Raw genomic sequence first — 24541 nt, 5'->3', positions numbered from 1 at the left:
CCCGGCCCGTTCCCGTCACTCCGGCATCGGTCGGCTCCGCGGCAGGTGCGTCGGGTGGGTGTCGGGGGTCTCGGTTTTGATGCCGTCGAGGAAGGGTTCCAGGACTTCGCGCCAGGCCGTCGGCTGGTCGTAGTGGAGGTAGTGGCCCGCGTCGGGGATTTCCGCGTACTGGCCGGCCGGGAGGACGCGGACCATTTCCTGGGCCTCGGCCCGGCCCAGTTCGCCGTCCAGGCCGCGGACCACCAGGGTCGGGCAGCGGACCTGGGCGAGCTCCTCCCAGTGGGCGTCGTACACCCACGTCTCGCGGGCCGTCAGCATCTGGCGGCGGGAGAAGACCGGACGCCAGCCGTCCGACGCCTCGTGCATGACCTCGGCGAAGAAGGCGCCGCGGCCGGGATCGGGCCGCTCCACCCGGGGGTCGTCCTCGCCGAACCAGCGGCGGGCCGCGTCCTGGGTGGGAAAGGGCAGAGGCCAGTGGTGGAACCAGTCCTCCCACTCCTGCTGGGAGGCCGCGCCCAGGGCGGAGGCGCGCATGTCGCAGATGACCACGGCTTCGACCAGGTCCGGGCGGCGGGCCGCGAGCTGCCAGGCGGTGAGGGCGCCCATGGAGTGGCCGATCAGGGTCACGGGGGCGAGGCCGAGCTGCTCGACGGTGGCTTCGGCGTCCGCCACGAAGGCCTCGCGGCCCAGGGCGGTCGGGGTGCCGCCGGAGGCGGCGGGCGGGCGGGCGCTCTGGCCGTGTCCGCGCTGGTCCAGGGCCACGACGCGGCGGCGCTCGCGGAGCCAGCGGGCGGTGCCTGCCCAGTGGAAGGCGCGGCCCATCAGGCCGTGCAGTAACAGCACGCCCGGGCGGGTGTCGGGCTCGGCCTCTGCTTCGCGGAACTCCCAGGCAGCCAGGCGGACACCTTCGGCCCCTGTCACATCGACGCGCTGTACCACCGCAGATGCACCCCCTTCGCTCCCCGCCAGACTATCGAACCCATATTCGAAAACGGGTTTCTCGTCCCCAACACCGCTCTTTCGAGTGACCTTGCTCAAGGATTGGCCGCCACTGCCGATGGAGATCCTTTCAACAGGGAGGCGGGCCGCTCGGGGAAGACGGTCCGAGGGGACGACCTTGAGAGCTCGGGGCTCCAGGTCACAAGGGGAGGACCGGTCCCGGCGCCGAAAGGCGCCGGGACCGCCCACACCAAGGGCTGGTCTTCCATACGGGTAACGACCCGTGAGGCAGGAACCCCCGAGTCACGGCTCGTACGGACCGGTCCACCGGACGCATCCGCGTCGACGCGGGCACCGACGCGAACGCCGACGCACCGCGGAGATCAGCGCTTCGCGACGAACACGTGCGAAGCGACCTCCACGTCCAGCTCGGCGGCCTCGCCGCCACTGCCGACCAGCACGCCCCCCGGGGACTCGGTCACGCTCACCACCGAGCCGGGCTGCACGCCGGCCCGCCGGAGCGTGTACATCAGCTGCGCATCCGTCTGGATCGGCTCACCGATCCGGCGGACGACCACCGTCTTGCCCTCGGAACCCGGGTCGAGCTCGGACAGACTGACCATGCCGTCCTCGAGGAACGGGTCGGCCTCGGCCTTCTCACCCAGCTCCTCCAGCCCGGGGATCGGGTTCCCGTACGGCGACTCGGTCGGGTGGCGCAGCAGCTCCAGCACCCGCCGCTCCACCGCCTCGCTCATCACGTGCTCCCACCGGCAGGCCTCCGCGTGCACCTGCTCCCACTCCAGCCCGATGACGTCGACGAGCAGACACTCCGCGAGCCGGTGCTTGCGCATGACACGCGTAGCCAGTCGACGCCCCTCCTCCGTCAGCTCAAGGTGCCGGTCGCTGGCGACCGCCACCAAGCCGTCCCGCTCCATGCGCGCCACCGTCTGGCTCACCGTCGGACCGCTCTGGTCGAGCCGCTCGGCGATGCGGGCGCGCATGGGTACCACGCCTTCCTCTTCCAGCTCGAGGATGGTGCGGAGATACATCTCCGTGGTATCGATCAGTCCGGACATTCGTGCCCCTCGGATAGCGTGCGCTGGCCCTGCCCCCAATTCTGACGCATCGGGCCGACAACCGTCCCGTGCCAAGGGTCAAGAGCCCTCACGGACATCTCCCGGACATCCCGGGGAAGATCCACCGGAGATGCGCGGGGCGCGCGACCAGAGCTTTCGGCCCGGGATTGACGTTCGTATTGACACGCCCTTGGTCCAGACCGCACGGTGAGCGGCGGACACGGACGCTCCCCCACCCCTGGAAGGGCCATCGGCGTATGAGCGAGAGCAAGCTGGCCGGTCAGTTCTTCGATGCCGCCATCGGTCTGCTGGAGCGCGTGCGGGACGAGGAGGCCGCGCACATCGCCGAGGCAGGCTCCCTCGTCGCCGACGCGGTCGCCTCCGGCAACCGGCTCTTCGCCTTCGGCGCCGGGCACTCCTCGCTGCCCGCCCAGGACGTCGTCTACCGGGCCGGCGGACTGGCCCTGATGAACTTCCTCGCCGTCCCCGGCACGGCCGGCATCGACGTCATGCCCGCGACCCTGGGCAGCGCCCTGGAACGGGTCGACGGCCTGGCCGGCGCCGTCCTCGACAGCAGCCCCGCCTCCGACGGCGACGTCCTCGTGATCATCTCCCTCTCCGGACGCAACGCCCTGCCCGTCGAGATGGCGATGAACGCCCGCGCCATCGGCCTCAAGGTCATCGGCGTGACCTCGGTGGCGTACGCGACCGGGACCAAGTCACGGCACCTCTCCGGCACCTTCCTCAAGGACCACTGCGACGTCGTCCTCGACAGCAAGATCGCGGTCGGTGACGCCGAGCTGAGCATCGACGGCATCGACGCGCCCTTCGCCCCCGCCTCCACCGTCGTGACCAGCGCGATCATGCAGGCGGTCATGGCGGCCGCGGCCGGCGAGCTCGCGGCCCGCGGGGTCGAGCCCCCGCTGCTGCGCTCGGGCAACGTCGACGGCGGCCACGAGTGGAACGGCCGCGTGATGCAGGAGTACGGCGACCGGATCTTCTTCCGGCACTGAGCCCCACGGCGCGGGCGCGCGCCGCGCCATCAGCCCCCGTCCGGGCCGGCCGGACCCGCCGCCAGGTCCAGGTCGGCCGCGACCCGGGCCGCGACCTCCTCCGCGTACGCCGCGTCCACGCGCTCGAAGGCCACCCGCGAGGGTCCGCGCAGGAACGTCAGCGCCCCCAGGGTCCGCCCCCGGCTCCGCAGCACCGTGCACAGCCCGTGCGCGGCGTCCTCGGGCCACCGGCGGGCCCGCGCCCACTCCGCGTCCGCCTCCCCGCGCGGGGCACTCGTACGCACCGAGCCGATCCGGTCCAGGGCCTGCAGCGCCGGGTGCCCGGCCGCGTACCGGACCGGGATCGACCCCGGGCCCGGCAGCGCCGGCGGCGACGCGGCCGACCGTACGAGCCTTCGCCGCTCGGGATCGGCCGTCGGGTCCAGTACGTCCAGCAGCGCGTGCTCCGCGAAGCCGGCCAGGGCGAAGTCCAGGCGTACGGCGGCCGCCTCGGCCGGGTCCTCGCACTCGGCGGCGGCCCGCCCCGCGCGGTGGAGCTGGTGCGAGCGGAACCGCAGCTGCGCGGTGTCCAGCTGCTCCTGGCGGGCCTCGGTGACGTCCTGGAACAGCCAGCCGACGCCCAGCGGTACCGGCTCCTCCGCGAGCGGCGAAGCCAGCCGCAGGAACCCGCACCGCCAGCACCTGCGCCGCACCCCCTCCGGCGTGCGCACCGACACCCACATCTCCACCGGCGCGGACGGGGCCCCCTCGGCGAGCACGTACTGGAGCGCGCCCTCCAACTCCTCGACGCCCTGGACCAGCAGTTCCCCCAGGGGCCGCCCGAGGAGCGCGGTGCGGCCGGCCCCGAAGGCCCGTGCGGCGTGCGCGTTGACCACGGCGGGCCGCAGATCGACGTCGACCAGGACCACGCCCCACGAGGCGTCCTCCAGCAGGGCCTCGCTCAGCGCGATGGAGCGCTCCAGGTCGATCTGGGCGTGCACCTCGCTGAAGGCGCAGTACACCCCGGCGGGTTTCCCGTCCGCACCGGGCACCCCGGCGGACTGGGTCCGCACGAGGACGCGCCCGCCGTCCTTGGTCAGCAGCGCGAACTCGTGCACCTGCCGGCCGGGCACCTGCCGGGCGGCCATCAGCCGGTCCTGGACGTCGTGCGCGTCGGCGGCACGCACCGCCCACCCCTCGAAGCCCTTGCGCCCCACGGCCTCGGCGGCGGTCCACCCCAGGATCCGCTCGGCCTCGCGGTTCCAGTGGGTGATCACCCCGTCGGAGTCGAACGCGCACAGGGCTGCGTCCATCCCGTCCAACAGCGCGGCGAGCAGATCGTCAGCGGTCTCGTTACGCCCGTAAGCACTCACCTGGAACCCCCAGCAGGTGTTCGCGTATGCGGCACGTCAGATCATTGAACTCGAACGTGACCCACACCACACCGCTTTCGCCGGATTAGGGATACGAAATCCGGTCAGGCCGGTCCGCCGAGCCATGTCGTGAGGACGATCCCCGCGAGGACGGCGGCGGCCACACCGAAGATGAGCACGTACGACCGCCACCCGTCGAACCACCGGTCCCAGGCCTCCTCGCGCGCGTTCTGCAGGGCGATACGCGGCTCCGCCCGCGGATCGGGGACCCGGCCGGCGCTCCGCCGCCGCACCAGGAGCGCCCGCAGGAAGGCGAGCTCCGGCTCCAGGGCCGGGAGCTCCTCGTCGTCCACACACAGCAACAGGACGCGCCGGCCGTCGGTGCGGTAGGCATACGTGACGGTGCCGGGCCCCCAGCCGCGTCCCGCGGGGACGGCCACGCACCGGATGTCGTGGATGCCGTCCCAGGCGAGGCGGCGCGGCGGGCGCAGGCCGCGCACGACGATGCCCTCCCGGTCGACGAGAGCCCGGCCGAGACCGTGCCGTAGAAGCACCAGTTCCGGGCCCTGTGCCCGTAGTGGCGTGGAAGGGCCCCGTGGTCGCCGTCCGTGTGTCCCCCGTGCCGATCGCTCCCGTGGGGGCATCCTCGCTCGCGGTGATCGAGAAATAAAACGCTTGTGGCCGTCGGTGCGCCTGCCTAGGCTCTGACTTACACGAGAAGGGAGGTGGTTCCCGAAATGTACGGAAACCGGACGCGTGAGGTGACTGCGGGCTAAGCGCCCGTCGTCAGCAACGCACCCAGTGCGGTGCCCGGCGGAACGCCTGGCGCCAATCCCAAGCAGTCACCCGACCCGCGGGCTCGCCGGTACGTCCGGCCGGCTTCTCTCACTGCAGGAGAGAAACCCGAGCCCGCGGGTCGTCTGCGTGTACCGCCCCGGCGCCGCACGGCTACGGGCAGAGCCGGTCCACGTGCCACTCCTCCCCGTCCAGGGTGTAGCGCAGCCGGTCGTGCAGGCGGTTCTCGTGGCCCTGCCAGAACTCGATCTCCCGCGGCACCACGCGCAGGCCGCCCCACTCCGGCGGGACCGGCACCTGCTCGCCCTCCGGGTAGCGGGCCTCCAGCTCGGCGTAGCGCCGGTCCAGCTCCGCGCGGGAGCCGATCACGCTCGACTGCTCGCTCGCCCAGGCGCCCAGCTGGGAGCCGTGCGGGCGGGAGCGGAAGTACGCGGCCGTCTCGTCACGGCCGATACGGGACGCCGTACCGGTGACGATCACCTGGCGGGCGATCGGATGCCAGGGGAAGAGCAGCGCGACGTGCGGGTTCTCGGCCAGCTCGCGGCCCTTGCGGGAGGCGTAGTTGGTGAAGAAGACGAAGCCCCGGCCGTCGAACTGCTTCATCAGCACCGTCCGCGAACTCGGCCGTCCGTCGGAGGTGGCCGTCGATACGACCATGGCGTTCGGTTCGAAGAGGTGCGAGTCGGCGGCCTGCTGGAACCAGAGGGCGAACTGGTCCATCGGATTCCCGGCGAGACTGCCCTCGTCGACGATCTCCGAGCGGTACTGCTTGCGCATCATGGCGGGGTCAATGTCCTGATCGGTCACGCGGGCCATCCTGCCGCAGCCGGACCGGTGACGGTGTGCCGTATGTCACGCTTCCGCAGTCGGGGCGGAACGGCCAAAATCTTGGGGCCGGTCCGAAGGTCCCCGAGCGGGTGACCGACGGCCGTGCCGGGCATCAACGGGGATGACCGCGCCGGACCGCGAGTCACGCCGGGAGCCGCGCGTGTTCGCACTATCTGAGGAGCCGCCTGATGTCCGACTTCGTACCCGGGCTCGAAGGGGTCGTCGCGTTCGAGACGGAGATCGCCGAGCCCGACAAGGAAGGCGGGTCGCTCCGCTACCGGGGCGTCGACATCGAAGATCTCGTCGGCCACGTCTCCTTCGGGAACGTGTGGGGCCTGCTGGTCGACGGTGCTTTCAACCCGGGCCTGCCGGCCGCCGAGCCCTTCCCCATTCCGGTCCACTCCGGTGACATCCGCGTCGACGTGCAGTCCGCACTCGCCATGCTCGCCCCCGTGTGGGGCCTGAAACCCCTGCTGGACATCGACGAGCAGACCGCCCGCGACGACCTCGCGCGCGCTGCCGTGATGGCACTGTCGTACGTCGCCCAGTCCGCCCGCGGCCAGGGCCTGCCCATGGTCCCGCAGCGGGAGATCGACAAGGCCGAGTCCGTCGTCGAGCGGTTCATGATCCGCTGGCGGGGCGAGCCGGACCCGCGGCACGTCAAGGCCGTCGACGCGTACTGGACCTCGGCCGCCGAGCACGGCATGAACGCCTCCACCTTCACCGCCCGGGTGATCGCGTCGACCGGCGCGGACGTCGCCGCGGCGCTGTCGGGCGCGGTGGGCGCCATGTCCGGGCCGCTGCACGGCGGGGCGCCGTCCCGCGTGCTCGGCATGATCGAGGAGATCGAGCGCACCGGCGACGCCGTGGCGTACGTGAAGAAGGCCCTCGACAAGGGCGAGCGGCTGATGGGCTTCGGGCACCGCGTCTACCGGGCCGAGGACCCGCGCGCCCGCGTGCTGCGGCGCACGGCCAAGGAGCTGGACGCGCCGCGCTACGAGGTGGCCGCCGCGCTGGAGAAGGCCGCGCTGGAGGAGCTGCACGCGCGCCGCCCCGACCGGGTGCTCGCCACGAACGTGGAGTTCTGGGCAGCGATCATGCTGGACTTCGCCGAGGTCCCCGCGCACATGTTCACGTCGATGTTCAGCTGCGCCCGTACCGCCGGCTGGTCGGCGCACATCCTGGAGCAGAAGCGCACGGGCCGCCTGGTGCGGCCCTCGGCCCGCTACACCGGGCCGGGGCGGCGCAACCCGCAGGAGATCGAGGGCTACGCGGACATCGCCGAGACCGCGTAACCGCCGCTCGCTCAGGGCGCCGTGTCCCGTTCGCGGGGTACGGCGCCCTTCGCGTTCCCGCGCGTCAGCCCAGGGCCGCGTCGAGGATGCGCGACCACTGGGCCACCACCCGGGCGCGGCGGGCCGTGTCGTCGGTGAGTACGTTGGCCAGGCCGAGCCCCCGCGCCATGTCCAGCAGGCCCTGCACGGTCTCCCGTACGCCCGGCACCGACTCGTCAGCGCCCAGCAGCTCGACGGCGATGCGGTGGGTCTCGCGGCCGACCCGGGCCTCCAGCTCGGTGACCCGCGGGCGTAGCTGCTCCTCGTTGGAGGCGGCCACCCACAGCTGGAGCGCGGCCCGGAAGAGGGCTCCCGTGTACAGGTCGACCAGCGCCTCCACCACGGCGGGGCGGGCGGCCGGGCCGGCGTGGAAGAGGTCGCGCAGGGCGGTGGACCGCTCCTCGGCGACGTACTCGACGGCCGCGGTGAACAGGTCCTCGCGGGTCGGGAAGTGGTGCTGGGCGGCGCCGCGCGAGACGCCGGCCCGTTCGGCGACGACCGAGACGGTCGACCCGGCCCAGCCGTGCTCCGCCAGGCAGGACACGGCCGCCTCCAGGAGGTGGCGGCGGGTGACACGGCTGCGGGCCTGCTTGGGGCCGGTCACAGCGACCATGACGGTTCCCGGCGCTCGAAGCGGGCGGTGATGCCCTCGCGGGCCTCGGCGGAGGCGAACAGTCCTGCGGACAGCTCGGTGAGGCGGGAGCCGTCGCGGGTGAGGGCCTCGCGCACGGCGGCGGAGGTCAGCGCCTTGGTCGCGGCCAGCCCCTGCGGGGAGGCCTTGCGCAGGCCGGCGAGTACGGGCTCCAGGGCCGCGTCCACGTCCTCGCCGTGCAGGGTGAGGAGGCCGATCCGGGCGGCCTCGGCGGCGTCGAAGGCCTCGGCGGTGAGGAAGTAGCGGGCGGCGGCGCGGGGTTCGAGGCGCGGCAGCAGCGGCATGGAGATCACGGCCGGGGCGAGGCCCAGATGGGTCTCGGTGAAGGCGTACGAGGACTGCGGTCCGGCGGCGGCGATGTCGCAGGCGCCGAGCAGCCCGAGGCCGCCGGCCCGTACGTGGCCGGTGACGCGGGCGACGACGGGCTTGGGCAGCTCGGCGGTCTCGCGGAGCAGCGCCAGGAAGTCGGCCGGGTCGCAGGGGGACTTGAGGTCGGCCCCGGCGCAGAAGGTGTTGCCGGTGTGGGTGAGGACGACGGCCCGGACGGCGGTGTCGGCGGCCGCGGCGGCGAGCGCGGAGCGGAGGTCTGCGACGAGGTCTGCGGAGAGGGCGTTGCGGTTGCCCGGGGAGTCCAGGGTGAGGGTGGCGATGCCGGTCGCCTGGGCGGCGTGCACGAGTGGGGCCATGTCTCCTCCGGAGTGGTGTGCGGATGGGGGTGCGTGGGGAGCCGAGTCCCCTCCGGGGAGGGTACGTGTTCCCCTGCGGGGTGCTCGGTGGTGTGCGGTACGGGCCGTCCCGGCCCGGGTGGGCCGTGCCCCTGCGGGGTGCTCGGTGGTGTGCGGGCCTTCCCGTGCCGCGGGGTGCGCCTCAAGCGCCGGCGGGGCTGGGGGGTGTGGGGCGGGGCCCCGCACGAGGGTCTCCTCGGCTCGCGCCTGCGGCCGGGGTCTAGTTGGACGGCCTGGGTTGCGCGCTCGTCCTGCGGGGACCCTCCTGCGTGTCCCCGCCCCACGGCAGGGCTTCGACGGACACCTGGGCGGCGGGGTGGGGGGACGTGGCGGGGTGTCCCCGCAGGACGAGCGCGCAACCACCCCGTATGGCTGGACCCTGCCCGCAGGCGCGAGCCGAGGAGACACCCCGGCGCGGCACCCCGCCCCGCCCCATGCCGACAGGCCCGCACACCCCAGCCCCGCCGGCGCTTGAGGCGCACCCCCGGCCGGGACGACCCGCACACCGCCGAGCACCCCGCAGGGGCTGACGCACCGTCAGTAGGACTTCGGCAGGTGCAAGGTTTGGTGGGAGATGAAGTTCAGGATCATCTCGCGGCTGACCGGGGCGATCCGGGCCACGCGGGAGGCGGTGATCAGGGAGCCCAGGCCGTATTCGCGGGTGAGGCCGTTGCCGCCGAGGGTGTGGACGGCCTGGTCGACCGCACGGACACAGGCCTCCGCGGCCGCGTACTTGGCCATGTTCGCCGCCTCGCCCGCGCCCATGTCGTCGCCCGCGTCGTACAGGGCGGCCGCCTTCTGTGTCATGAGGCGGGCCAGTTCCAGTTCGATGTGGGCCTGGGCCAGCGGGTGGGCCACGGCCTGGTGCGCGCCGATGGGTGTCTTCCAGACCTGGCGGGTCTTCGCGTACTCGACGGCGCGGCCGAGGGCGTAGCGGCCCATGCCGATGGCGAAGGCGGCCGTCATGATGCGTTCGGGGTTGAGGCCGGCGAACAGCTGGAGCAGGCCCGCGTCCTCGTCGCCCACGAGGGCGGAGGACGGCAGGCGTACGTCGTCCAGGGTGAGTTCGAACTGCTTCTCCGCGGCCGCCAGTTCCATGTCGATGACCGTGCGGCCGAAGCCGGGGGCGTCCCGCGGGACGATGAACAGGCAGGGCTTGAGGCTTCCCGTCCGGGCGTCCTCGGTGCGGCCGACGATGAGGGTGGCGTCGGCGATGTCGACGCCGGAGATGAAGACCTTGCGGCCCGTGAGGATCCAGTCGTCGCCGTCGCGGCGGGCGGTGGTGGTGATCCGGTGGGAGTTGGATCCGGCGTCGGGTTCGGTGATGCCGAAGGCCATGATGCGGCTGCCGTCGGCGAGGCCGGGCAGCCAGGTCTGCTTCTGGGCGTCGGTGCCGAAGCGGGCGATGACCGTGCCGCAGATGGCGGGCGAGACGACCATCATGAGGAGGGGACAGCCCGCGGCGCCCAGTTCCTCCAGGACGATGGAGAGTTCGGCGATTCCGCCGCCTCCGCCGCCGTACTCCTCGGGGAGGTTGACCCCGAGGTAGCCGAGCTTCGCGGCGTCGGCCCACAGCTCGTCGGGGTGGCCGCCTTCGCGGGCGATCCGGGCGAGGTACTCGCGGCCGTAGCGCTGTCCGAGGGCGGCTACGGCGGCGCGCAGGGCGTGGTGCTCTTGGGTTTCGATGAGGGTGCTCATGCTTGCGTTTCCTCCTGGACTACGGCGAGCAGGGCGCCGTACTCGACCTGTTGGCCGGTGGCGACGTGGAGCGCGGTGAGCGTGCCGGAGGCGGGAGCGAGAATGCGGTGCTCCATCTTCATGGCCTCCAGCCAGAGCAGGGGCTGCCCGGTGGTGACGGGGCTGCCGGGGGCGAGGCCCTTGGCGATGCGGACGACGGTGCCGGGCATGGGGGCGAGCAGCGAGCCCGGTTCCGTGCGGTCCTGGGGATCGGGGAAGCGGGGAACGCGGGTGAAGGTGTGGGCGCCGAGGGCGGAGTCCACGTAGATCTCGTTCGAATTTTGTTTCACGTGGAACGCCCGGCGGATTCCCTCGACTTCGAGGGTGACGAGGTCGGGGGTGGCGGCCAGGACCCGGATCCCGGGGTGGTTCACCGGGTGGTACTGGACCTCGTACTCGGTGCCGGCGGCCCGGTAGCGGCGGGTGTGGGGGTGCGAGCGGAGGTTGCGCCAGCCGCCCAGGCGGGCGGCGAGGGGGGCGTCAGGGGCAGGGGCCGCCTCGGCGAGGGCGGCGGCGAGGGCGGCCGGGGTGGGGTCCGGGGCGCCGCCGGTGAGGGTGTCGAGGTGGCGGTCGTAGAAGCCGGTGTCGAGCTGCGCGGCGGCGAATTCCGGGTGCCGCAGGGAGCGTACGAGGAGTTCGCGGTTGGTGGTGAGCCCGTGGAGGCGGGCTCCGGCGAGGGCGGCGGCGAGGGCGCGGACGGCCTCGGCGCGGGTGGGGGCGTGGGTGACGACCTTGGCGAGCATGGGGTCGTAGTGGATGCCGACGGTGTCCCCGTCGGTGAACCCGGTGTCGACGCGGACGCCGCCGGGGATGGCGAGGGTGTGCAGGGTGCCGGTCTGGGGGCGCCAGTCCTGGGCGGGGTCCTCGGCGTAGAGGCGGGCCTCGACGGCGTGTCCGGTGGGCCGCGGGGGTGTCGGGGGCAGCGCCGTGCCTTCGGCGACGCGCAGCTGGAGGGCGACGAGGTCGAGATCGAATACGGCTTCGGTGACGGGGTGTTCGACCTGGAGGCGGGTGTTCATCTCCAGGAAGTACGGGCGTCCGTCGGCGGTGACGAGGAACTCGACCGTGCCCGCTCCCTCGTACGAGACGGCGCGGGCGGCGGCGACGGCGGCCTCGTGGAGGGTCGTGCGCAGGGTTTCGGGGAGGCCCGGGGCGGGGGCTTCCTCGATGACCTTCTGGTGGCGGCGCTGGAGGGAGCAGTCGCGGGTGCCGAGTGCCCAGACGGTGCCGTGGGCGTCGGCGAGGATCTGCACCTCGACGTGGCGGCCGCGTTCGACGTAGGGCTCGGCGAAGACCTCGCCGTCGCCGAAGGCGGAGCGGGCTTCGGCGGAGGCCGCGTCCAGGGCTTCCTTGAGCTGGTCGAGGTCGCGGACCACGCGCATGCCGCGGCCGCCGCCGCCGGCCGCGGCCTTGAGGAGGAGGGGCAGGTCGGCGTGGGTGGCGGTGGCGGGGTCGACGGGGTCGAGGAGCGGCACTCCGGCGGCGCGCATCAGTTCCTTGGCCCGGGTCTTGGAGGCCATGGCCTCGATGGCCGCGGGGGGCGGGCCGATCCAGGTCAGTCCGGCGGCCTGGACCTCGCGGGCGAAGCCGGCGTTCTCGGAGAGGAAGCCGTAGCCGGGGTGGACGGCGTCGGCGCCGGCGGCGAGGGCGGCCTTGATGATCAGGTCGCCGCGCAGGTAGGTGTCGGCGGGGGCCGCGCCGGGCAGGCGGACGGCCGCGTCGGCGTCGCGGACGTGGAGGGCGTCGGCGTCCGGGTCGGAGTGGACGGCGACGGTGGTCAGGCCCAGGGCGCGGGCGGTGCGGAAGATCCGGACGGCGATCTCGCCGCGGTTGGCGACGAGGAGGGAGGTCAGGTTCGTCATGTGCGGGCTCACATCCGGAAGACGCCGAAGCCGCCACGGGCGCCCTCGACGGGGGCGTTGTGGACGGCCGACAGGCACAGGCCGAGGACGGTACGGGTGTCGCGCGGGTCGATGACTCCGTCGTCGTAGATCCGTCCGGACAGGAACATCGGCAGGGACTCGGACTCGATCTGCGCTTCGACGAAGGCGCGCATCCCGGCGTCGGCCTCCTCGTCGTAGGGCTGTCCCTTGGCGGCGGCGGACTGCCGGGACACGATGGAGAGCACGCCGGCCAGCTGGTGGGGTCCCATGACGGCGGATTTGGCGCTGGGCCAGGCGAAGAGGAAGCGGGGCTCGTAGGCGCGGCCGCACATGCCGTAGTGGCCGGCGCCGTAGCTGGCTCCGATGAGTACGGACAGGTGCGGGACCTTCGAGTTGGAGACGGCGTTGATCATCATCGAGCCGTGCTTGATGATGCCTCCCTGCTCGTACTCCTTGCCGACCATGTAGCCGGTGGTGTTGTGGAGGAAGAGGAGGGGGATGTCGCGCTGGTTGGCGAGCTGGATGAACTGGGCGGCCTTCTGGGACTCGGCGCTGAACAGCACGCCCTGCGCGTTGGCGAGGATGCCGACCGGGTAGCCGTGCAGGGTGGCCCAGCCGGTGACGAGGCTGGGGCCGTAGAGGGGCTTGAACTCGTCGAAGTCGGAGGCGTCGACGATCCGGGCGATGACCTCGCGCGGGTCGAAGGGGGTCTTGAGGTCGGGCGGGACGATGCCGAGGAGCTCCTCGGGGTCGTGGAGGGGTTCCTCGGCCTTCGGCGGGTCCTGGTGGGGCTTGCGGTGGTTCAGGCGGGCCACGACGCGGCGGGCCTGGCGGATGGCGTCGTACTCGTCGAGGGCGTAGTAGTCGGCGAGTCCGGAGGTGCGGGCGTGCATGTCGGCGCCGCCGAGGGACTCGTCGTCGCTCTCCTCGCCGGTGGCCATCTTGACCAGGGGCGGACCGCCGAGGAACACCTTGGAACGGTCCTTGATCATGATGGTGTGGTCGGACATGCCGGGGATGTACGCGCCTCCGGCGGTGGAGTTGCCGAAGACGACCGCGACGGTCGGGACGCCCTCGGCCGAGAGCCGGGTGAGGTCGCGGAAGATCGCGCCGCCCGGGATGAAGATCTCCTTCTGGGAGGGCAGGTCGGCACCGCCGGACTCCACGAGGCTGATGACGGGGAGGCGGTTCTGCCGGGCGATCTCGTTGGCCCGCAGCGCCTTCTTGAGGGTCCACGGGTTGGAGGCGCCGCCGCGGACCGTGGGGTCGTTGGCGGTGACCAGGCATTCGACGCCTTCGACGGTGCCGATGCCGGTGACCATGGAGGCTCCGACGGGGTAGTCGCTGCCCCAGGCGGCGAGCGGGGACAGCTCCAGGAACGGGGTGTCGGGGTCCAGGAGCAGCTCGACGCGCTCGCGCGCCAGGAGCTTGCCGCGGGCCTGGTGGCGGGCCGTGTACTTCTCTCCGCCGCCCTGCAGGGCCTTGGCGTGCTCGGTGTCGAGGGCGGCGAGGCGCTCCAGTGCGGCCGTACGGGCGCGGGTGTGCTCGGGGGCGTGCGGGTCGACGGTGGTGCCGAGGCGGGTCATGAGGTGGCCTCCGGGGCCGGGAGGAGGGCGACGGGGATGTCGAGGTGGCGGGCGCGGAGCCATTCGCCGAGGGCCTTGGCCTGGGGGTCGAAGCGGTGGCCGGAGGCGACGCCGTCGCCGAGGATGCCGTTGACGGTGAAGTTCAGGGCGCGGAGGTTGGGCAGTTCGTGCCGCTGTACGGCGAGGCCGCGGGTCTCGGGGAGCAGGGCCTGGAAGCGGTCCACGGTCAGGGTGGCGCGGAGCCAGGCCCATGCGGGGGCGGACTCGGTCCAGACGCCGACATTGGCGTCGCCGCCCTTGTCGCCGCTGCGGGCCCCGGCGATGGCCCCGAGGGGCGCGCGGACGGTCTCCCGGGGCTCCGCCCCGGACCCGGCGGGGGCTGCGCCGCCGACCCCCTCGGGGGCTGTGCCCCCGGACCCCCGCGCCTCACATGCAGGCGGGGCCGGCGGGGCCGGGGCGGCCGGAGGGGCCGGGGCGGGAATCGGGACGCGGGTGCCGTCCGGGAGGACTGCGGTGTGGGCGGCGTCCGCTGCGGGGGCGGAGGTCGAGGCGAAGACGCCGTAGGGCTGGGCCGCGCCGGGTGGGGCGCTGACGTGGAAGCCCGGGTAGCTGCCGAGGGCCAGTTCGATCGCGGTCGAGGTCAGGCCGCGGCCCACCCGGTCCGGGGACGGGTCGCGGACCACGAGCCGCAGCAGCGCGCCGGCCGTCTCCTGGGTGTCGGGGTCCTCGTGGTCGGTACGGGCCAGGGTCCATGTGGTGTCGGCCACGCCCTCCAGCGCCTCGGCGAGCTGGGTGCGGACGAGGTCCGCCTTGGCCTCGATGTCCAGGCCGGTCAGGACGAAGACGACCTCGTTGCGCCAGCCGCCGATCCGGGTGACGCCGACCTTGAGGGTAGGCGGCGGGGCCTCCCCGCGCACGCCGTCGATGCGGACGCGGTCGGCGCCCTCGTCGGTGAGCCGGACGGTGTCCAGGCGGGTGGTCACGTCCGGGCCGAGGTAGCGCACGCCCTGGGTCTCGTAGAGGAGTTGGGCGGTGACGGTGCCGGTGGTGACGGCTCCGCCCGTGCCGGGGTGTTTGGTGATGACCGCCGAGCCGTCCTCGGAGATCTCGGCCAGCGGGAAGCCGGGGCGGCGGACGTCGTGCCGGGCGAAGAAGGAGTAGTTGCCGCCGGTGGCCTGGGTGCCGCACTCCAGGACGTGGCCCGCGGCCACCGCACCCGCCAGCCTGTCGTAGTCGTCCGGGGCCCAGTCGAACCACCAGGCAGCCGGGCCGCTGACCAGGGCCGCGTCCGTGACCCGGCCGGTCACCACCACGTCGGCCCCCGCCCGCAGGCAGGCCGCGATCCCGGCGCCCCCCAGGTAGGCGTTGGCCGTCAGCGCACCGTCCACCCGCGCGGTGAGGTCGTCTCCCTCGACGTGCGCGACCCGCACGGGGACGCCCGCCTTCGCCGCCAGGGCCCGTACGGCGTCGGCGAGTCCGGCCGGATTGAGACCGCCGGCGTTCGCGACGATGCGTACGCCCCGCTCGTGGGCGAGCCCGAGGCCCTCCTCCAGCTGGCGCAGGAAGGTCTTGGCGTAGCCGAGGTCGGGGTTCTTCAGGCGGTCGCGGCCGAGGATCAGCATGGTCAGCTCGGCGAGGTAGTCGCCGGTCAGCACGTCCAGCGGGCCGCCGGTCAGCATCTCGCGCAGGGCGTCGAAGCGGTCCCCGTAGAAGCCCGAGGCGTTGCCGATGCGGAGCGGGCGCCGGGTCACCGCGCGGCCCCCGGCTCCCGGCCCGCCCCAGGCTCCCGGCCCGCCCCCGCCGGGCCGGCGAAGGCCTGGGCGATGTCCAGCCAGCGGTCGGCGTCGGGGCCGGTCGCGGTCAGGGCCAGGTCGGCGCGGTGGGCCCGCTGGGTCACCAGGAGGCAGAAGTCGAGCGCCGGGCCGGTGATCCGCTGCGGGGCCTCCGGCGGGCCGTACGTCCACACCTGCGGGCCGTCGGGTGCCGTCAGCTCCACCCGGAACTCCTCGGCGGGCGCGGGCAGTCCGCGTACGGCGTAGGCGTAGTCGCGGGCCCGTACGCCGATCCGCGCCACGTGCCGCAGCCGCGCGGTCGGGATACGGCGCACGCCGAGCGCGTCGGCGACGTCCTGGCCGTGCGCCCAGGTCTCCATCAGCCGCGCGCTGGCCATCGAGGCGGCCTTCATCGGCGGCCCGTACCAGGGGAAGCGGGTGTCGGGCGAGGCCGCGGCCAGCGCCTGGTCGAGGGCCGCGCGCGTGCTGCGCCAGCGGGCGAGCAGCTCGTCGGGGGCCAGCTCCGCGCCCTCGCGCGCGCCTTCGTCGACGAACGTGTCGGGGGCCTTCAGGGCCTGCTCGACCATGTGGCCGAAGCCGGTGGCGTCGGTGAGGGAGAGCAGTGAGGCCCGGTCGGTCCAGTGCAGGTGGGCGATCTGGTGGGCGATGGTCCAACCGGGTGCGGGGGTGGGCCGGGCCCAGTCGGGAATGCCCAAATCCCCTACCAGGGAGTCCAGTTCGCGGCCCTCCTCGCGCAGATCTGCGAAGACGGCGACGGCTGCGTCGACGGCGGACGGATCGGGCACGGTGTGCTCCCCTCTCGGCGTGAGGGGAAGACTGGCAGCACCCACCAAAACAATCAAGCATGCTTGCATGATTTTCTTCGGTGGCGACGTCTTCCCGCCACCCGGACCAAACCGCCCCGGGGGAACGCCAGTTGCCGCGCCCGCATACGGGCCGCAGGTCCCGCCGCACGGCGGCCCGCGGGAACGGAGGGGGCGATTCAGGCCGTAAGCCGGAAACTCGCGATACGTCACTGGATGTCCCGTCGATACTGAACGTTCCGCTCCGGGCCCGGGCGGGCGCACACGTTCCTGTCACTCGACGAAGACGACGAACGCCGTCAAAGACGACGCAGACGTCGAAGACGATGAAGAGGATGGACCGACGTGACTCCAGCCGCCCGTACCCCCTTCTCCCGCACTCCCTTCTCGCTCTATCCCGAACTCGACACGACCGCCCTCACCGCCTTCGTCACCGCCCTGGAGAGCGGCGACGTCACCGGCCTCGCCCCCGCCCGCGCCGCCGAGATCGCCGAGGTCCGCTCGGTCGCCGTCTTCACCCGCGGCAAGGTCACCGGCGCCGACGGGGACCTCCTCGACGCCGCGCTCTGGCGGCACACCGGCACCCAGCCGCGCCCCGCGATCATCATGCCCTCGCCGTGGACCAGCCTCGGCTGGCTCCCGTACGCCGTCCAGGCCTCCCTCTTCGCCGCCCGCGGCTACAACGTCCTCGCCTACTCCGCCCGCGGCTTCGGCGGCTCCGAGGGCCAGGTCGACGTGGCGGGCCCGCTCGACGTCGCCGACGGCAGCCGGGCCCTGGAGCACCTCGTCGAGCGCAGCTCCGGCCCGGTGACGAAGATCGGCTTCCTCGGGGACTCGTACGGCTCCGGCATCGGCCAGCTCGTCGCCGCGCACGACACCCGCGTCGACGCCGTCGTCGCGCTCAGCACCTGGGGCGACCTCGGAGAGGCCTTCTACGAGAACTCCACCCGGCACATCGCGGCCGTACGGGCCCTGCTCGACGCGGCCGCGAAGGCCCGGCTGAGCCCGCAGACGCAGAGCGTCTTCGACAACGTCCTCGCCAACCGCGACGTCCAGGGCACCCTGCGCTGGGCGGAGACGCGGTCCCCCTTCAGCCACATCAAAGAGCTCAACCGCCGCCAGGTGCCGGTCTTCTTCTCGCACGCCTGGCACGAGACGCTCTTCCCGCCCAACCAGACGCTGAAGATGTTCAACGAACTGACCGGCCCCAAACGCCTCGCCGTCTCCATCGGGGACCACTCCGGCCCGGAGATGACGGGCATGCTCGGCCTGCCCAACCGGATCTGGACGGACGCCCACCGGTGGCTCGACCACCACCTCAGGGACATCGACAACGGCATCGGCGCCGAGGGGCAGGTACTCGGCGAGGTCATGTGGAGCAAGACCCTCGAACCCCGCCCCACCTGGCCCTCCCTCACCGAACGCCTGGAACGGCTGCACCTGACGGACGACGGCGAACTCGGCGACGAACCGCAGGCCGGCTGGACGTCGACCGTGCTGTGCGGGATGGACACCCCGGCGACCGTCGCCGACGCGGTGGTGCGGTCCGGCTACGCGGAGATCGCCGGCCGCCCGAAGATCTACCGCACCCAGGACATCGACCGCACCGTCGCCGCCGTATGGACCGCGGACCCGGCCGGGGAGACCACCCGGCTGCGCGGCATACCGCGGCTGCGGGTGACGTACCGGGCGGCGAACCCCGGGTCCACCTTCGTCGCGTACCTCCTCGACACGGCCCCCGACGGCACGGCCCACATCATCACGCACGCCCCGTACACCGACCTCGACTCCCCGCCCGACAGTCTGATCAGCGCGGACATCGAGCTCCAGGCCACGGCGTACGACGTGCCGCGCGGCAACCGGCTGATGCTGGTGATCGACGCCCGCGACCCGTTCTACGGCGACGCCAACCACCCCCGCGCGACCCTGGACTTCACCTCCCCCGAGGCCACCCCGTCCTACCTGGACCTCCCCCTCGGCTGACCCATGGGCCCGTGGGCCCGTACGCCCGCGTCGGCCCGGGCGGGGGGCGGGAGCCGGGCGGGCGGGGTCGGGTGGTGGGGCGGTGGCTACGGAAGGGCGGTTTCGCTCGGGCGGTGGTCAGTGATGTGTATGGGGGTTTCCCGTCAGTCTCATCGTCTCTCCGTGTCGTGCCGGTCCCTCAAGGGCGCTCCTCCTTCGTCGTCGCGTCGCTACGCGATGGCCTGACGGCCACCCTTGACCGACCGTCCCGCCCCGGATATCCGAAGACTGCCGAGAAGCCCCCAAAAGAACGAGCCGGTCCAGGCTTTGAAGGACGGGGTAGCCAGAGACCCCCTGCCCGGACGGGGGCCGGGGACACCCGACAGACGGGGCCCATCCAGACCCCAGCCCGGACCGGGGGAAGCGCACCACATCGCTACGCGCTCCCCACGTCTCAGCGTCCGACGACCGTCCTGGGCTGGACATAGGCCGCCCACAGCCTCAAATCCGGCGCTCGACCTGCGTCCGACGACCGGCCGGGGCTGCTCATAAGCCGCCCACGACCGATGTGCTTCTTCGGGCCTGCGTCCGGCGGCCGGTTTGGTGCTGAAGAGAGCCGCTGAGAGGGACTGACGGCCGGTACCTCGCCTATTCCGTCGTGGAACCGGGTCAACGCGAGCACAACACCACAAACCCACCCCCAAACGAGGGCAATTAGGGCAAACTGGCGGCCTTCTGGGCCACCCACATGCGCTGACCTGCATCCACGACGAAATAGCCGCAGTCCCACGCCTTTTCACCCCGAACGACGGCCAGACGCAGCCAAAAAGGACCCTCATGCGCCTGGGCGGGCTCGCCGACCGCCGACCGCCGCCAAAAGGGAGCCCCCCAACGGGCGTGGGCGGCTCATGACCAGCCACAGACGGTCGTCGGACGCCGTCATCGAGAGACCCGTGAGTGGTGGGCAGCCCATGCCCAGCCCAAGACGGTCATCGGACGCCGAGACTGGGGAGTCGCTGGGGATGGTGGGCGGCCTATGTCCAACCCAAGACGGTCGTCGGACGCTGAGACCGGGGAGTCAGTGGGGGTGGTGGGCGGCCTATGTCCAACCCAAGACGGTCGTCGGACGCTGAGACCGGGGAGTCAGTGGGGGTGGTGGGCGGCCTATGTCCAACCCAAGACGGTCGTCGGACGCTGAGACTGGGGAGTCGCTGGGGGTGGTGGGCGGCCTATGTCCAACCCAAGACGGTCGTCGGACGCCGAGAGATGAGGAGCGCGTAGCGATTGGACGCGCCTCCCCGACCCGGGCGGCGACTGTCATGGGCCCCGTCTCGGGAGCGTGCCCACCCGGGACCGGGCAGGGGGTCTCTGGCCGCCCCGTCCCTGTCTTGAGTGCCCGGCTCGTTCTTTTGGGGGCTTCTCGGCAGTCTTCGGATTTCCGGGGCGGGACGGTCGGTCAAGGGTGGCCGCAAGGCCATCGCGAAGCGACGCGACGAAGGAGCGCCCTTGAGGGACCGGCCCGACACGGAGAGACGATGAGACTGACGGGAAACCCCCATACACATCACTGACCACCGCCCCAGCGGAACAGCCCCTCCGCAGCCCCCGCCCCACCACCCGACCCCGCCCACCTCGCTCCCGCCCTCCGCAGCCACCGCCCCACCACCCGACTCCGCCCGAGCGGCTCCCGCCCTCCAGCGCCGCCGCCCCGCTTCCCGGTTCCGGCCGCCTGAAGCTCCCGCACACCGAAGCCACCGCCCCACCACCCGACTCCGCCCGAGCGGCTCCCGCCCTCCAGCGCCGCCGCCCCGCTTCCCGGTTCCGGCCGCCTGAAGCTCCCGCACACCGAAGCCCCCCCCCACCACCCAGCGGCCCCGCCCCGCAGCGCACCGCCCCGCCGCCGCGGGGCCGGCGGGATGCGTACCCCCTCAGCAGGCCTCGCCGCGCCCCGCCCGGGCCGTCGCGCGCAGGAGGTCGCGCAGGAGGTCGAAGTCGACCTTGGCGGGGTTGCGGAAGCGGAGGCATGCCTTGCCCATGTCGTGGGCGGCCAGGCGGTCCGCGAAGGCGTCGCGGACGTCCGTGCGCAGCAGGTAGAAGGAGATGTACTGCTTCTGGTTCGCCCAGGCGATCTCGCCGTCGGTCCCGCCCGCCCGCACGTACACCGGCATCCCGTACGCGATCCGCTCCTCGAACCCGGTGAGTTCCTCCAGGCACAGCGCCCGCAGGCGTACGAGGGCCTCGCGGCGGGTCTCCGGGACCGCGGCCAGGTAGGTGGCGACGTCCATCAGGCGGTTGCCTTCTTGCGGATCTGCGAGCGGACCGCGCCCATGCTGGCCGCGATGACGAGGGCGATGGCCAGGGCGTCCAGGGCGGACATGGCCTGGTTCAGGACGAGGAAGCCCGCGGTGGCGGCGATGGCCGGCTCCAGGCTCATCAGGATCGCGAAGGTCGGGGCCGGCATCCGCCGCAGTGCGAGCAGTTCCAGGGTGTACGGGAGGACCGAGGAGAGGACGGCCACGCCCACGCCGAGGGCGAGGGTGCTCGGGACCAGCAGGTCCGAGCCCGCTTCGGCGATGCCCAGCGGCAGCGAGATGACCGCGGCCACGGCCATCGCCAGAGCGAGTCCGTCCGCCTGCGGGAAGCGGCGGCCCGTCCGTGCGCTGAACACGATGTACGCCGCCCACATCGCGCCCGCTCCGAGCGCGTAGGCCGCGCCGAGCGGGTCGAGGGAGCCGAAGCCGAGGCCGCCCCCGCCGTGCCCGGACAGCAGGACGACGCCGCCGAGCGCGAGGCCGGCCCACAGGAGGTTGACCAGGCGCCGGGAGACGACGACGGAGAGGACGAGCGGGCCGAGGACCTCCAGGGTGACGGCCGGGCCGAGCGGGATCCGGTCGATGGCCTGGTAGAAGAGGCCGTTCATTCCGGCCATGGCGACGCCGAAGGCGAGCACGGTGCCCCAGTCGGAACGGGAGTAGCCGCGCACCTTCGGGCGGCACAGGAGCAGCAGCACGATCGCGGCGGCCGCGAGGCGCAGGGTGACCACGCCCGCGGCGCCCGCCCTCGGCATGATCATGACCGCGAGGGCGGCGCCGAACTGGACCGAGATCCCCGCCGAGATCACCAGCGCGACGGGGCCGAGCCCGGACGCGGAGCCGGAACCGGAACCCTTGGTCGGCGGCGGGGTCGTAGTGGTGACGGGGGCCGTCGGGGTCGTCGGAGTCGAAGAGGAAGGTGCGGGCATTTATCCAGACTAAGGCTAGGTAAGGGGTGTTGTCGCATGTCTTGCCTTACAGGCCTGTCTCACAGCCCCTCGGCCAGGAGTTCCGCCAGGTGACGGGCCCGGGCTCCGCCGAGCTGGGCGATCTGCGTGCGGCACGAGAATCCGTCCGCCTGGATCGCCGTGCCCGGCGGAGCGGTCCGCAGGGACGGGAGCAGCTGTTCCTCCGCGCAGGCCACCGACACCTCGTGGTGTCCGGGCTCGAAGCCGAAGTTCCCCGCGAGGCCGCAGCAGCCGCCGCTGAGCTCGCCCACCAGCCCGGCCCGCTCCCGCAGCCGCCGGTCGGGGCCGTCCCCGAGCACCGCGTGCTGGTGGCAGTGGGTCTGGCCGACGACCTCCCGGTCCAGGCGGGGCGGCCGCCAGTGCGGGGCGTACTCCTCCAGGGTCTCGGCGAAGGTCCGCACCGCAGCCGCGAGGCGGGCGGCGCGGGGGTCGTCGGGGAGCAGGGGGGGCAGGTCGGCGCGCAGGGCCGCGGCGCAGCTCGGCTCCAGGACCACGACGGGCCCGGGCACCTCGCCCAGCGCGTCCAGTGTCCGGCGCAGGACCGTGCGGGCGCGGTCGAGGCGGCCGGTGGAGACGTAGGTCAGGCCGCAGCAGACCGTGCCCCCGCGGGGGACGTCGACGTCCAGGCCGGCCGCCCGGAGCACGCGGACCGCCGCGCGCCCGGTCTCGGGGGCGAGGTACTCCGTGAACGTGTCCGGCCAGAGGGTGACGGACCTCCCCTGCCCCGGCGGCCCCGATTTCGCCGACCGCCGCCACCACCGCGTGAACGGCTCGCGCGCCAGCTCCGGCAGGCGCCCGCCCCGCTCCCGGTCCAGCCCCGGTACGGGGACGCGCCTCGCCACGGCGTTCACCGTCCCCGCCGCCCGCAGGCGGGCGATCAGGCGCAGCCAGCCCGGGAGGCCGCCCAGCGTGTAGTGGGACAGCGGGCGGATCCGGCCCGACCAGTGCCGGTGCAGGAACTCCGCCTTGTACGCGGCCATGTCCACGCCCACCGGGCAGTCGCTGCGGCAGCCCTTGCAGCCCAGGCACAGGTCCAGCGCCTCGGCGACCTCCGCCGAGCGCCAGCCGTCGGTGACGATCTCCCCGGCCAGCATCTCGTGCAGCAGCCGGGCCCGGCCGCGTGTGGAGTGCCGTTCCTCCCCGGTGACCCGGTACGACGGGCACATCACCGAGGCGCCGCCCGGATCGGTGGTCCGGCACTTCGCGACGCCCACGCACCGCGCGACCTCGCCCGCGAACGAGGTGGCGGGCAGCACCGCGAAGCGCAGGTTCTCGTCCAGCCGCGCCGGTCTGACCAGCATCCCCGGGTTCATGCCGCCCGCCGGGTCCCACACGTCCTTGTACGCGCCGAAGAGCCGGACCACGTCCGCCCCGTACATCCTGGGCAGCAGTTCCGCGCGGGCCTGGCCGTCCCCGTGCTCCCCCGACAGGGAGCCGCCGTGCGCGACCACGAGATCGGCCAGTTCTTCGGAGAAGTCCCGGAAGCGGGCGATGCCCGCCGCGGACACCAGGTCGAAGTCGATCCGTACGTGCACGCAGCCCTCCCCGAAGTGCCCGTACGGGGATCCGCGCAGCCCGTGGGAGGCCAGCAGGGCGCGGAACTCCCGCAGGTACGCCCCCAGTCGGGCCGGCGGCACCGCGCAGTCCTCCCATCCCGGCCAGGCCATCGTCCCGTCGGGCATGCGTGTCGCCGTGCCCGCCGCGTCCTCGCGGATCCGCCACAGCGCGCGCTGCGCCGCCGGGTCGGTGACCAGCAGCCGGTCCACCGCGTCGGCGGCCCGCAGCAGGGCCCGCGCCGCGCCCTCGTCGGGCATCTCCGCGAACAGCCACGCCCCGCCCCGGGGCAGCTGCGAAGCCGCACCGCCGACCAGGTCCTCGGCCATCCCCTCCACCGTCAGCGGGCCGTACGGCAGCAGTCCGGCGGCCGCCTCCGCGGCCGCGCTCTCGTCGGCGTACCCGAGCACCGCGAGCACCGGTGCGCGCGGCGCCTCCACCAGGCGCACCACCGCCTCCGTGACCACCCCGAGGGTGCCTTCGCTGCCGCAGAACGCCCGTGCCAGCTGGACCCCGCGCTCGGGCAGCAGCGCGTCGAGGCCGCCGTAGCCGGAGATCCGCCGCGAGAAGCCGGGCGGCATCCCGGTGCGCAGCGGCCCGAGATGTGCGGTGACCAGGTCCCGCAGGCCCGCGGGGGCGCCTGACCAGCCGGTTCCGATGCGGTGTGGGGTGCCCCCGTACGCCGTGACGGCCAGCTCGGTGACGTTGTCGGCGGTGGTGCCCCAGGCCACCGAGTGGGCCCCGCACGCGTTGTTGCCGATCATGCCGCCGAGGGTGCAGCGGGAGTGCGTGGAAGGGTCGGGCCCGAAGGTCAGGCCGTGCGGGCGCACGGCGTCCCGCAGCCGGTCGAGGACGAGTCCGGGCTGGACCACGGCGGTCCGGGCCTCCGGGTCCACCGACACCAGGGCGTTCATGTGCCGGGTGAGGTCGAGGACCACGCCCACGCCGGTGGCCTGGCCCGCGATGGAGGTCCCGCCGCCGCGCGGGACGACCGGGACCCCGGCCGCGGCGCACACCGCGAGGGCGGCGGCCACGTCGTCGGCGTCGCGCGGGGCGACCACTCCCACCGGTACGCGCCGGTAGTTCGAGGCGTCCATGGTGGTCAGGGCGCGCGCGGCGGCGCCGAAGTCGACCTCCCCGCGCAGGTTCTCCCGCAATGTCCGTTCGAGTTCACCGGGTGACGTCACCACTCCACCCTGCCACCGCCCGGAACCGTCTCATCGGGTGGA

General features: G+C 73.3%; 18 protein-coding genes. 3 read left to right on the top strand and 15 right to left on the bottom strand.

Going from position 1 to position 24541, the window contains the following annotated elements; all coding sequences use genetic code 11:
• Positions 1–15: 15 nt before the first annotated feature.
• Entirely contained in the window at positions 16–939 is a 924-nt protein-coding gene (locus Sspor_RS24500; protein WP_202201041.1) for an alpha/beta fold hydrolase, read from the bottom strand.
• A 383-nt stretch (positions 940–1322) separates the two neighbouring features.
• The gene (locus Sspor_RS24495; RefSeq protein ID WP_202201040.1) at positions 1323–2015 is read right to left on the bottom strand and encodes an iron-dependent transcriptional repressor DtxR; all 693 of its coding nucleotides are present in this window, start codon (positions 2013–2015) and stop codon (positions 1323–1325) included.
• Between the two features lie 257 nt (positions 2016–2272).
• On the opposite strand from Sspor_RS24495, the gene Sspor_RS24490 reads away from it, so the two are divergent.
• Complete coding sequence (locus Sspor_RS24490; RefSeq protein ID WP_202201039.1) at positions 2273–3028, top strand: SIS domain-containing protein; 756 nt, start codon at positions 2273–2275, stop codon at positions 3026–3028.
• Between the two features lie 29 nt (positions 3029–3057).
• Here the strand turns inward: Sspor_RS24490 and Sspor_RS24485 are convergent, their stop codons facing one another.
• The 3 genes from Sspor_RS24485 to pdxH all read right to left on the bottom strand — a co-directional run bounded on the left by Sspor_RS24485 (position 3058) and on the right by pdxH (position 5991).
• Positions 3058–4380, bottom strand: coding sequence for a PAS domain-containing protein (locus Sspor_RS24485; protein WP_202201038.1), 1323 nt, complete (start codon positions 4378–4380; stop codon positions 3058–3060).
• Positions 4381–4484: 104 nt separating this feature from the next.
• Positions 4485–4934 carry a hypothetical protein gene (locus tag Sspor_RS24480; RefSeq protein WP_202201037.1) on the bottom strand — a complete coding sequence of 150 codons (450 nt, stop codon included), beginning with the start codon at positions 4932–4934 and terminating at the stop codon, positions 4485–4487.
• 394 nt (positions 4935–5328) lie between these two features.
• A complete protein-coding gene (pdxH, locus tag Sspor_RS24475; protein ID WP_202201036.1) occupies positions 5329–5991 on the bottom strand; it encodes a pyridoxamine 5'-phosphate oxidase in 663 nt (220 codons plus the stop codon).
• Between the two features lie 200 nt (positions 5992–6191).
• Between pdxH and Sspor_RS24470 the strand changes: the two genes are divergently transcribed.
• The gene (locus Sspor_RS24470) at positions 6192–7298 is read left to right on the top strand and encodes a citrate synthase 2 (RefSeq protein WP_030390669.1); all 1107 of its coding nucleotides are present in this window, start codon (positions 6192–6194) and stop codon (positions 7296–7298) included.
• Positions 7299–7362: 64 nt separating this feature from the next.
• Here the strand turns inward: Sspor_RS24470 and Sspor_RS24465 are convergent, their stop codons facing one another.
• From Sspor_RS24465 to Sspor_RS24435, 7 genes are all read right to left on the bottom strand, one after another.
• Positions 7363–7950, bottom strand: a complete 588-nt coding sequence (locus tag Sspor_RS24465; protein WP_202201035.1) for a TetR/AcrR family transcriptional regulator — start codon at positions 7948–7950, stop codon at positions 7363–7365.
• A complete protein-coding gene (locus tag Sspor_RS24460) occupies positions 7938–8675 on the bottom strand; it encodes an enoyl-CoA hydratase family protein (RefSeq protein WP_202201034.1) in 738 nt (245 codons plus the stop codon). The genes Sspor_RS24465 and Sspor_RS24460 overlap by 13 nt, the downstream gene beginning before the upstream one ends.
• A gap of 576 nt (positions 8676–9251) precedes the next feature.
• Positions 9252–10412, bottom strand: coding sequence for an acyl-CoA dehydrogenase family protein (locus Sspor_RS24455; protein ID WP_202201033.1), 1161 nt, complete (start codon positions 10410–10412; stop codon positions 9252–9254).
• Positions 10409–12313: an acetyl/propionyl/methylcrotonyl-CoA carboxylase subunit alpha gene (locus tag Sspor_RS24450; RefSeq protein ID WP_272934845.1), complete on the bottom strand. Its 1905-nt coding sequence runs from the start codon at positions 12311–12313 to the stop codon at positions 10409–10411. Before Sspor_RS24450 ends, Sspor_RS24455 begins: the two co-directional genes overlap by 4 nt.
• 8 nt (positions 12314–12321) lie before the next feature.
• The gene (locus tag Sspor_RS24445; protein WP_202201031.1) at positions 12322–13920 is read right to left on the bottom strand and encodes an acyl-CoA carboxylase subunit beta; all 1599 of its coding nucleotides are present in this window, start codon (positions 13918–13920) and stop codon (positions 12322–12324) included.
• A complete protein-coding gene (locus Sspor_RS24440; RefSeq protein WP_237404363.1) occupies positions 13917–15599 on the bottom strand; it encodes an acyclic terpene utilization AtuA family protein in 1683 nt (560 codons plus the stop codon). The genes Sspor_RS24445 and Sspor_RS24440 overlap by 4 nt, the downstream gene beginning before the upstream one ends.
• Before the next feature lie 68 nt (positions 15600–15667).
• Positions 15668–16498, bottom strand: coding sequence for a TIGR03084 family metal-binding protein (locus Sspor_RS24435; RefSeq protein WP_237404002.1), 831 nt, complete (start codon positions 16496–16498; stop codon positions 15668–15670).
• A gap of 363 nt (positions 16499–16861) precedes the next feature.
• Here Sspor_RS24435 and Sspor_RS24430 point away from each other — a divergent pair, with 363 nt between their 5' ends.
• Positions 16862–18499, top strand: a complete 1638-nt coding sequence (locus Sspor_RS24430) for an alpha/beta fold hydrolase (RefSeq protein ID WP_202201028.1) — start codon at positions 16862–16864, stop codon at positions 18497–18499.
• Between the two features lie 1907 nt (positions 18500–20406).
• On the opposite strand, the gene Sspor_RS24425 is transcribed toward Sspor_RS24430, so the two are convergent.
• From Sspor_RS24425 to Sspor_RS24415, 3 genes are read right to left on the bottom strand one after another with little or no spacing between them, the layout of a single operon-like run.
• Positions 20407–20763, bottom strand: a complete 357-nt coding sequence (locus Sspor_RS24425; RefSeq protein ID WP_202201027.1) for a DUF1801 domain-containing protein — start codon at positions 20761–20763, stop codon at positions 20407–20409.
• Positions 20763–21719 carry an EamA family transporter gene (locus Sspor_RS24420; protein WP_202201026.1) on the bottom strand — a complete coding sequence of 319 codons (957 nt, stop codon included), beginning with the start codon at positions 21717–21719 and terminating at the stop codon, positions 20763–20765. Before Sspor_RS24420 ends, Sspor_RS24425 begins: the two co-directional genes overlap by 1 nt.
• A gap of 59 nt (positions 21720–21778) precedes the next feature.
• Positions 21779–24499: an FAD-binding and (Fe-S)-binding domain-containing protein gene (locus Sspor_RS24415; RefSeq protein WP_373318817.1), complete on the bottom strand. Its 2721-nt coding sequence runs from the start codon at positions 24497–24499 to the stop codon at positions 21779–21781.
• Positions 24500–24541 lie beyond the last annotated feature (42 nt).

It is taken from the genome of Streptomyces spororaveus (assembly GCF_016755875.1).
Classification (GTDB): Bacteria; Actinomycetota; Actinomycetes; order Streptomycetales; family Streptomycetaceae; genus Streptomyces; species Streptomyces spororaveus.
The sequence above is the reverse complement of the archived record's forward strand: the minus strand, read 5'-3'. Positions and strand labels throughout refer to the sequence as shown.

Coding starts and splice junctions, on each gene's coding strand:
- Sspor_RS24495 (WP_202201040.1), bottom strand. CDS start 2,015: ATGTCCGGACTGATCGATACCACGGAGATGTATCTCCGCACCATCCTC.
- Sspor_RS24490 (WP_202201039.1), top strand. CDS start 2,273: ATGAGCGAGAGCAAGCTGGCCGGTCAGTTCTTCGATGCCGCCATCGGT.
- pdxH (WP_202201036.1), bottom strand. CDS start 5,991: ATGGCCCGCGTGACCGATCAGGACATTGACCCCGCCATGATGCGCAAG.
- Sspor_RS24470 (WP_030390669.1), top strand. CDS start 6,192: ATGTCCGACTTCGTACCCGGGCTCGAAGGGGTCGTCGCGTTCGAGACG.
- Sspor_RS24465 (WP_202201035.1), bottom strand. CDS start 7,950: ATGGTCGCTGTGACCGGCCCCAAGCAGGCCCGCAGCCGTGTCACCCGC.
- Sspor_RS24460 (WP_202201034.1), bottom strand. CDS start 8,675: ATGGCCCCACTCGTGCACGCCGCCCAGGCGACCGGCATCGCCACCCTC.
- Sspor_RS24455 (WP_202201033.1), bottom strand. CDS start 10,412: ATGAGCACCCTCATCGAAACCCAAGAGCACCACGCCCTGCGCGCCGCC.
- Sspor_RS24450 (WP_272934845.1), bottom strand. CDS start 12,313: ATGACGAACCTGACCTCCCTCCTCGTCGCCAACCGCGGCGAGATCGCC.
- Sspor_RS24445 (WP_202201031.1), bottom strand. CDS start 13,920: ATGACCCGCCTCGGCACCACCGTCGACCCGCACGCCCCCGAGCACACC.
- Sspor_RS24440 (WP_237404363.1), bottom strand. CDS start 15,599: ATGCTGACCGGCGGCCCGCTGGACGTGCTGACCGGCGACTACCTCGCC.
- Sspor_RS24425 (WP_202201027.1), bottom strand. CDS start 20,763: ATGGACGTCGCCACCTACCTGGCCGCGGTCCCGGAGACCCGCCGCGAG.
- Sspor_RS24420 (WP_202201026.1), bottom strand. CDS start 21,719: ATGCCCGCACCTTCCTCTTCGACTCCGACGACCCCGACGGCCCCCGTC.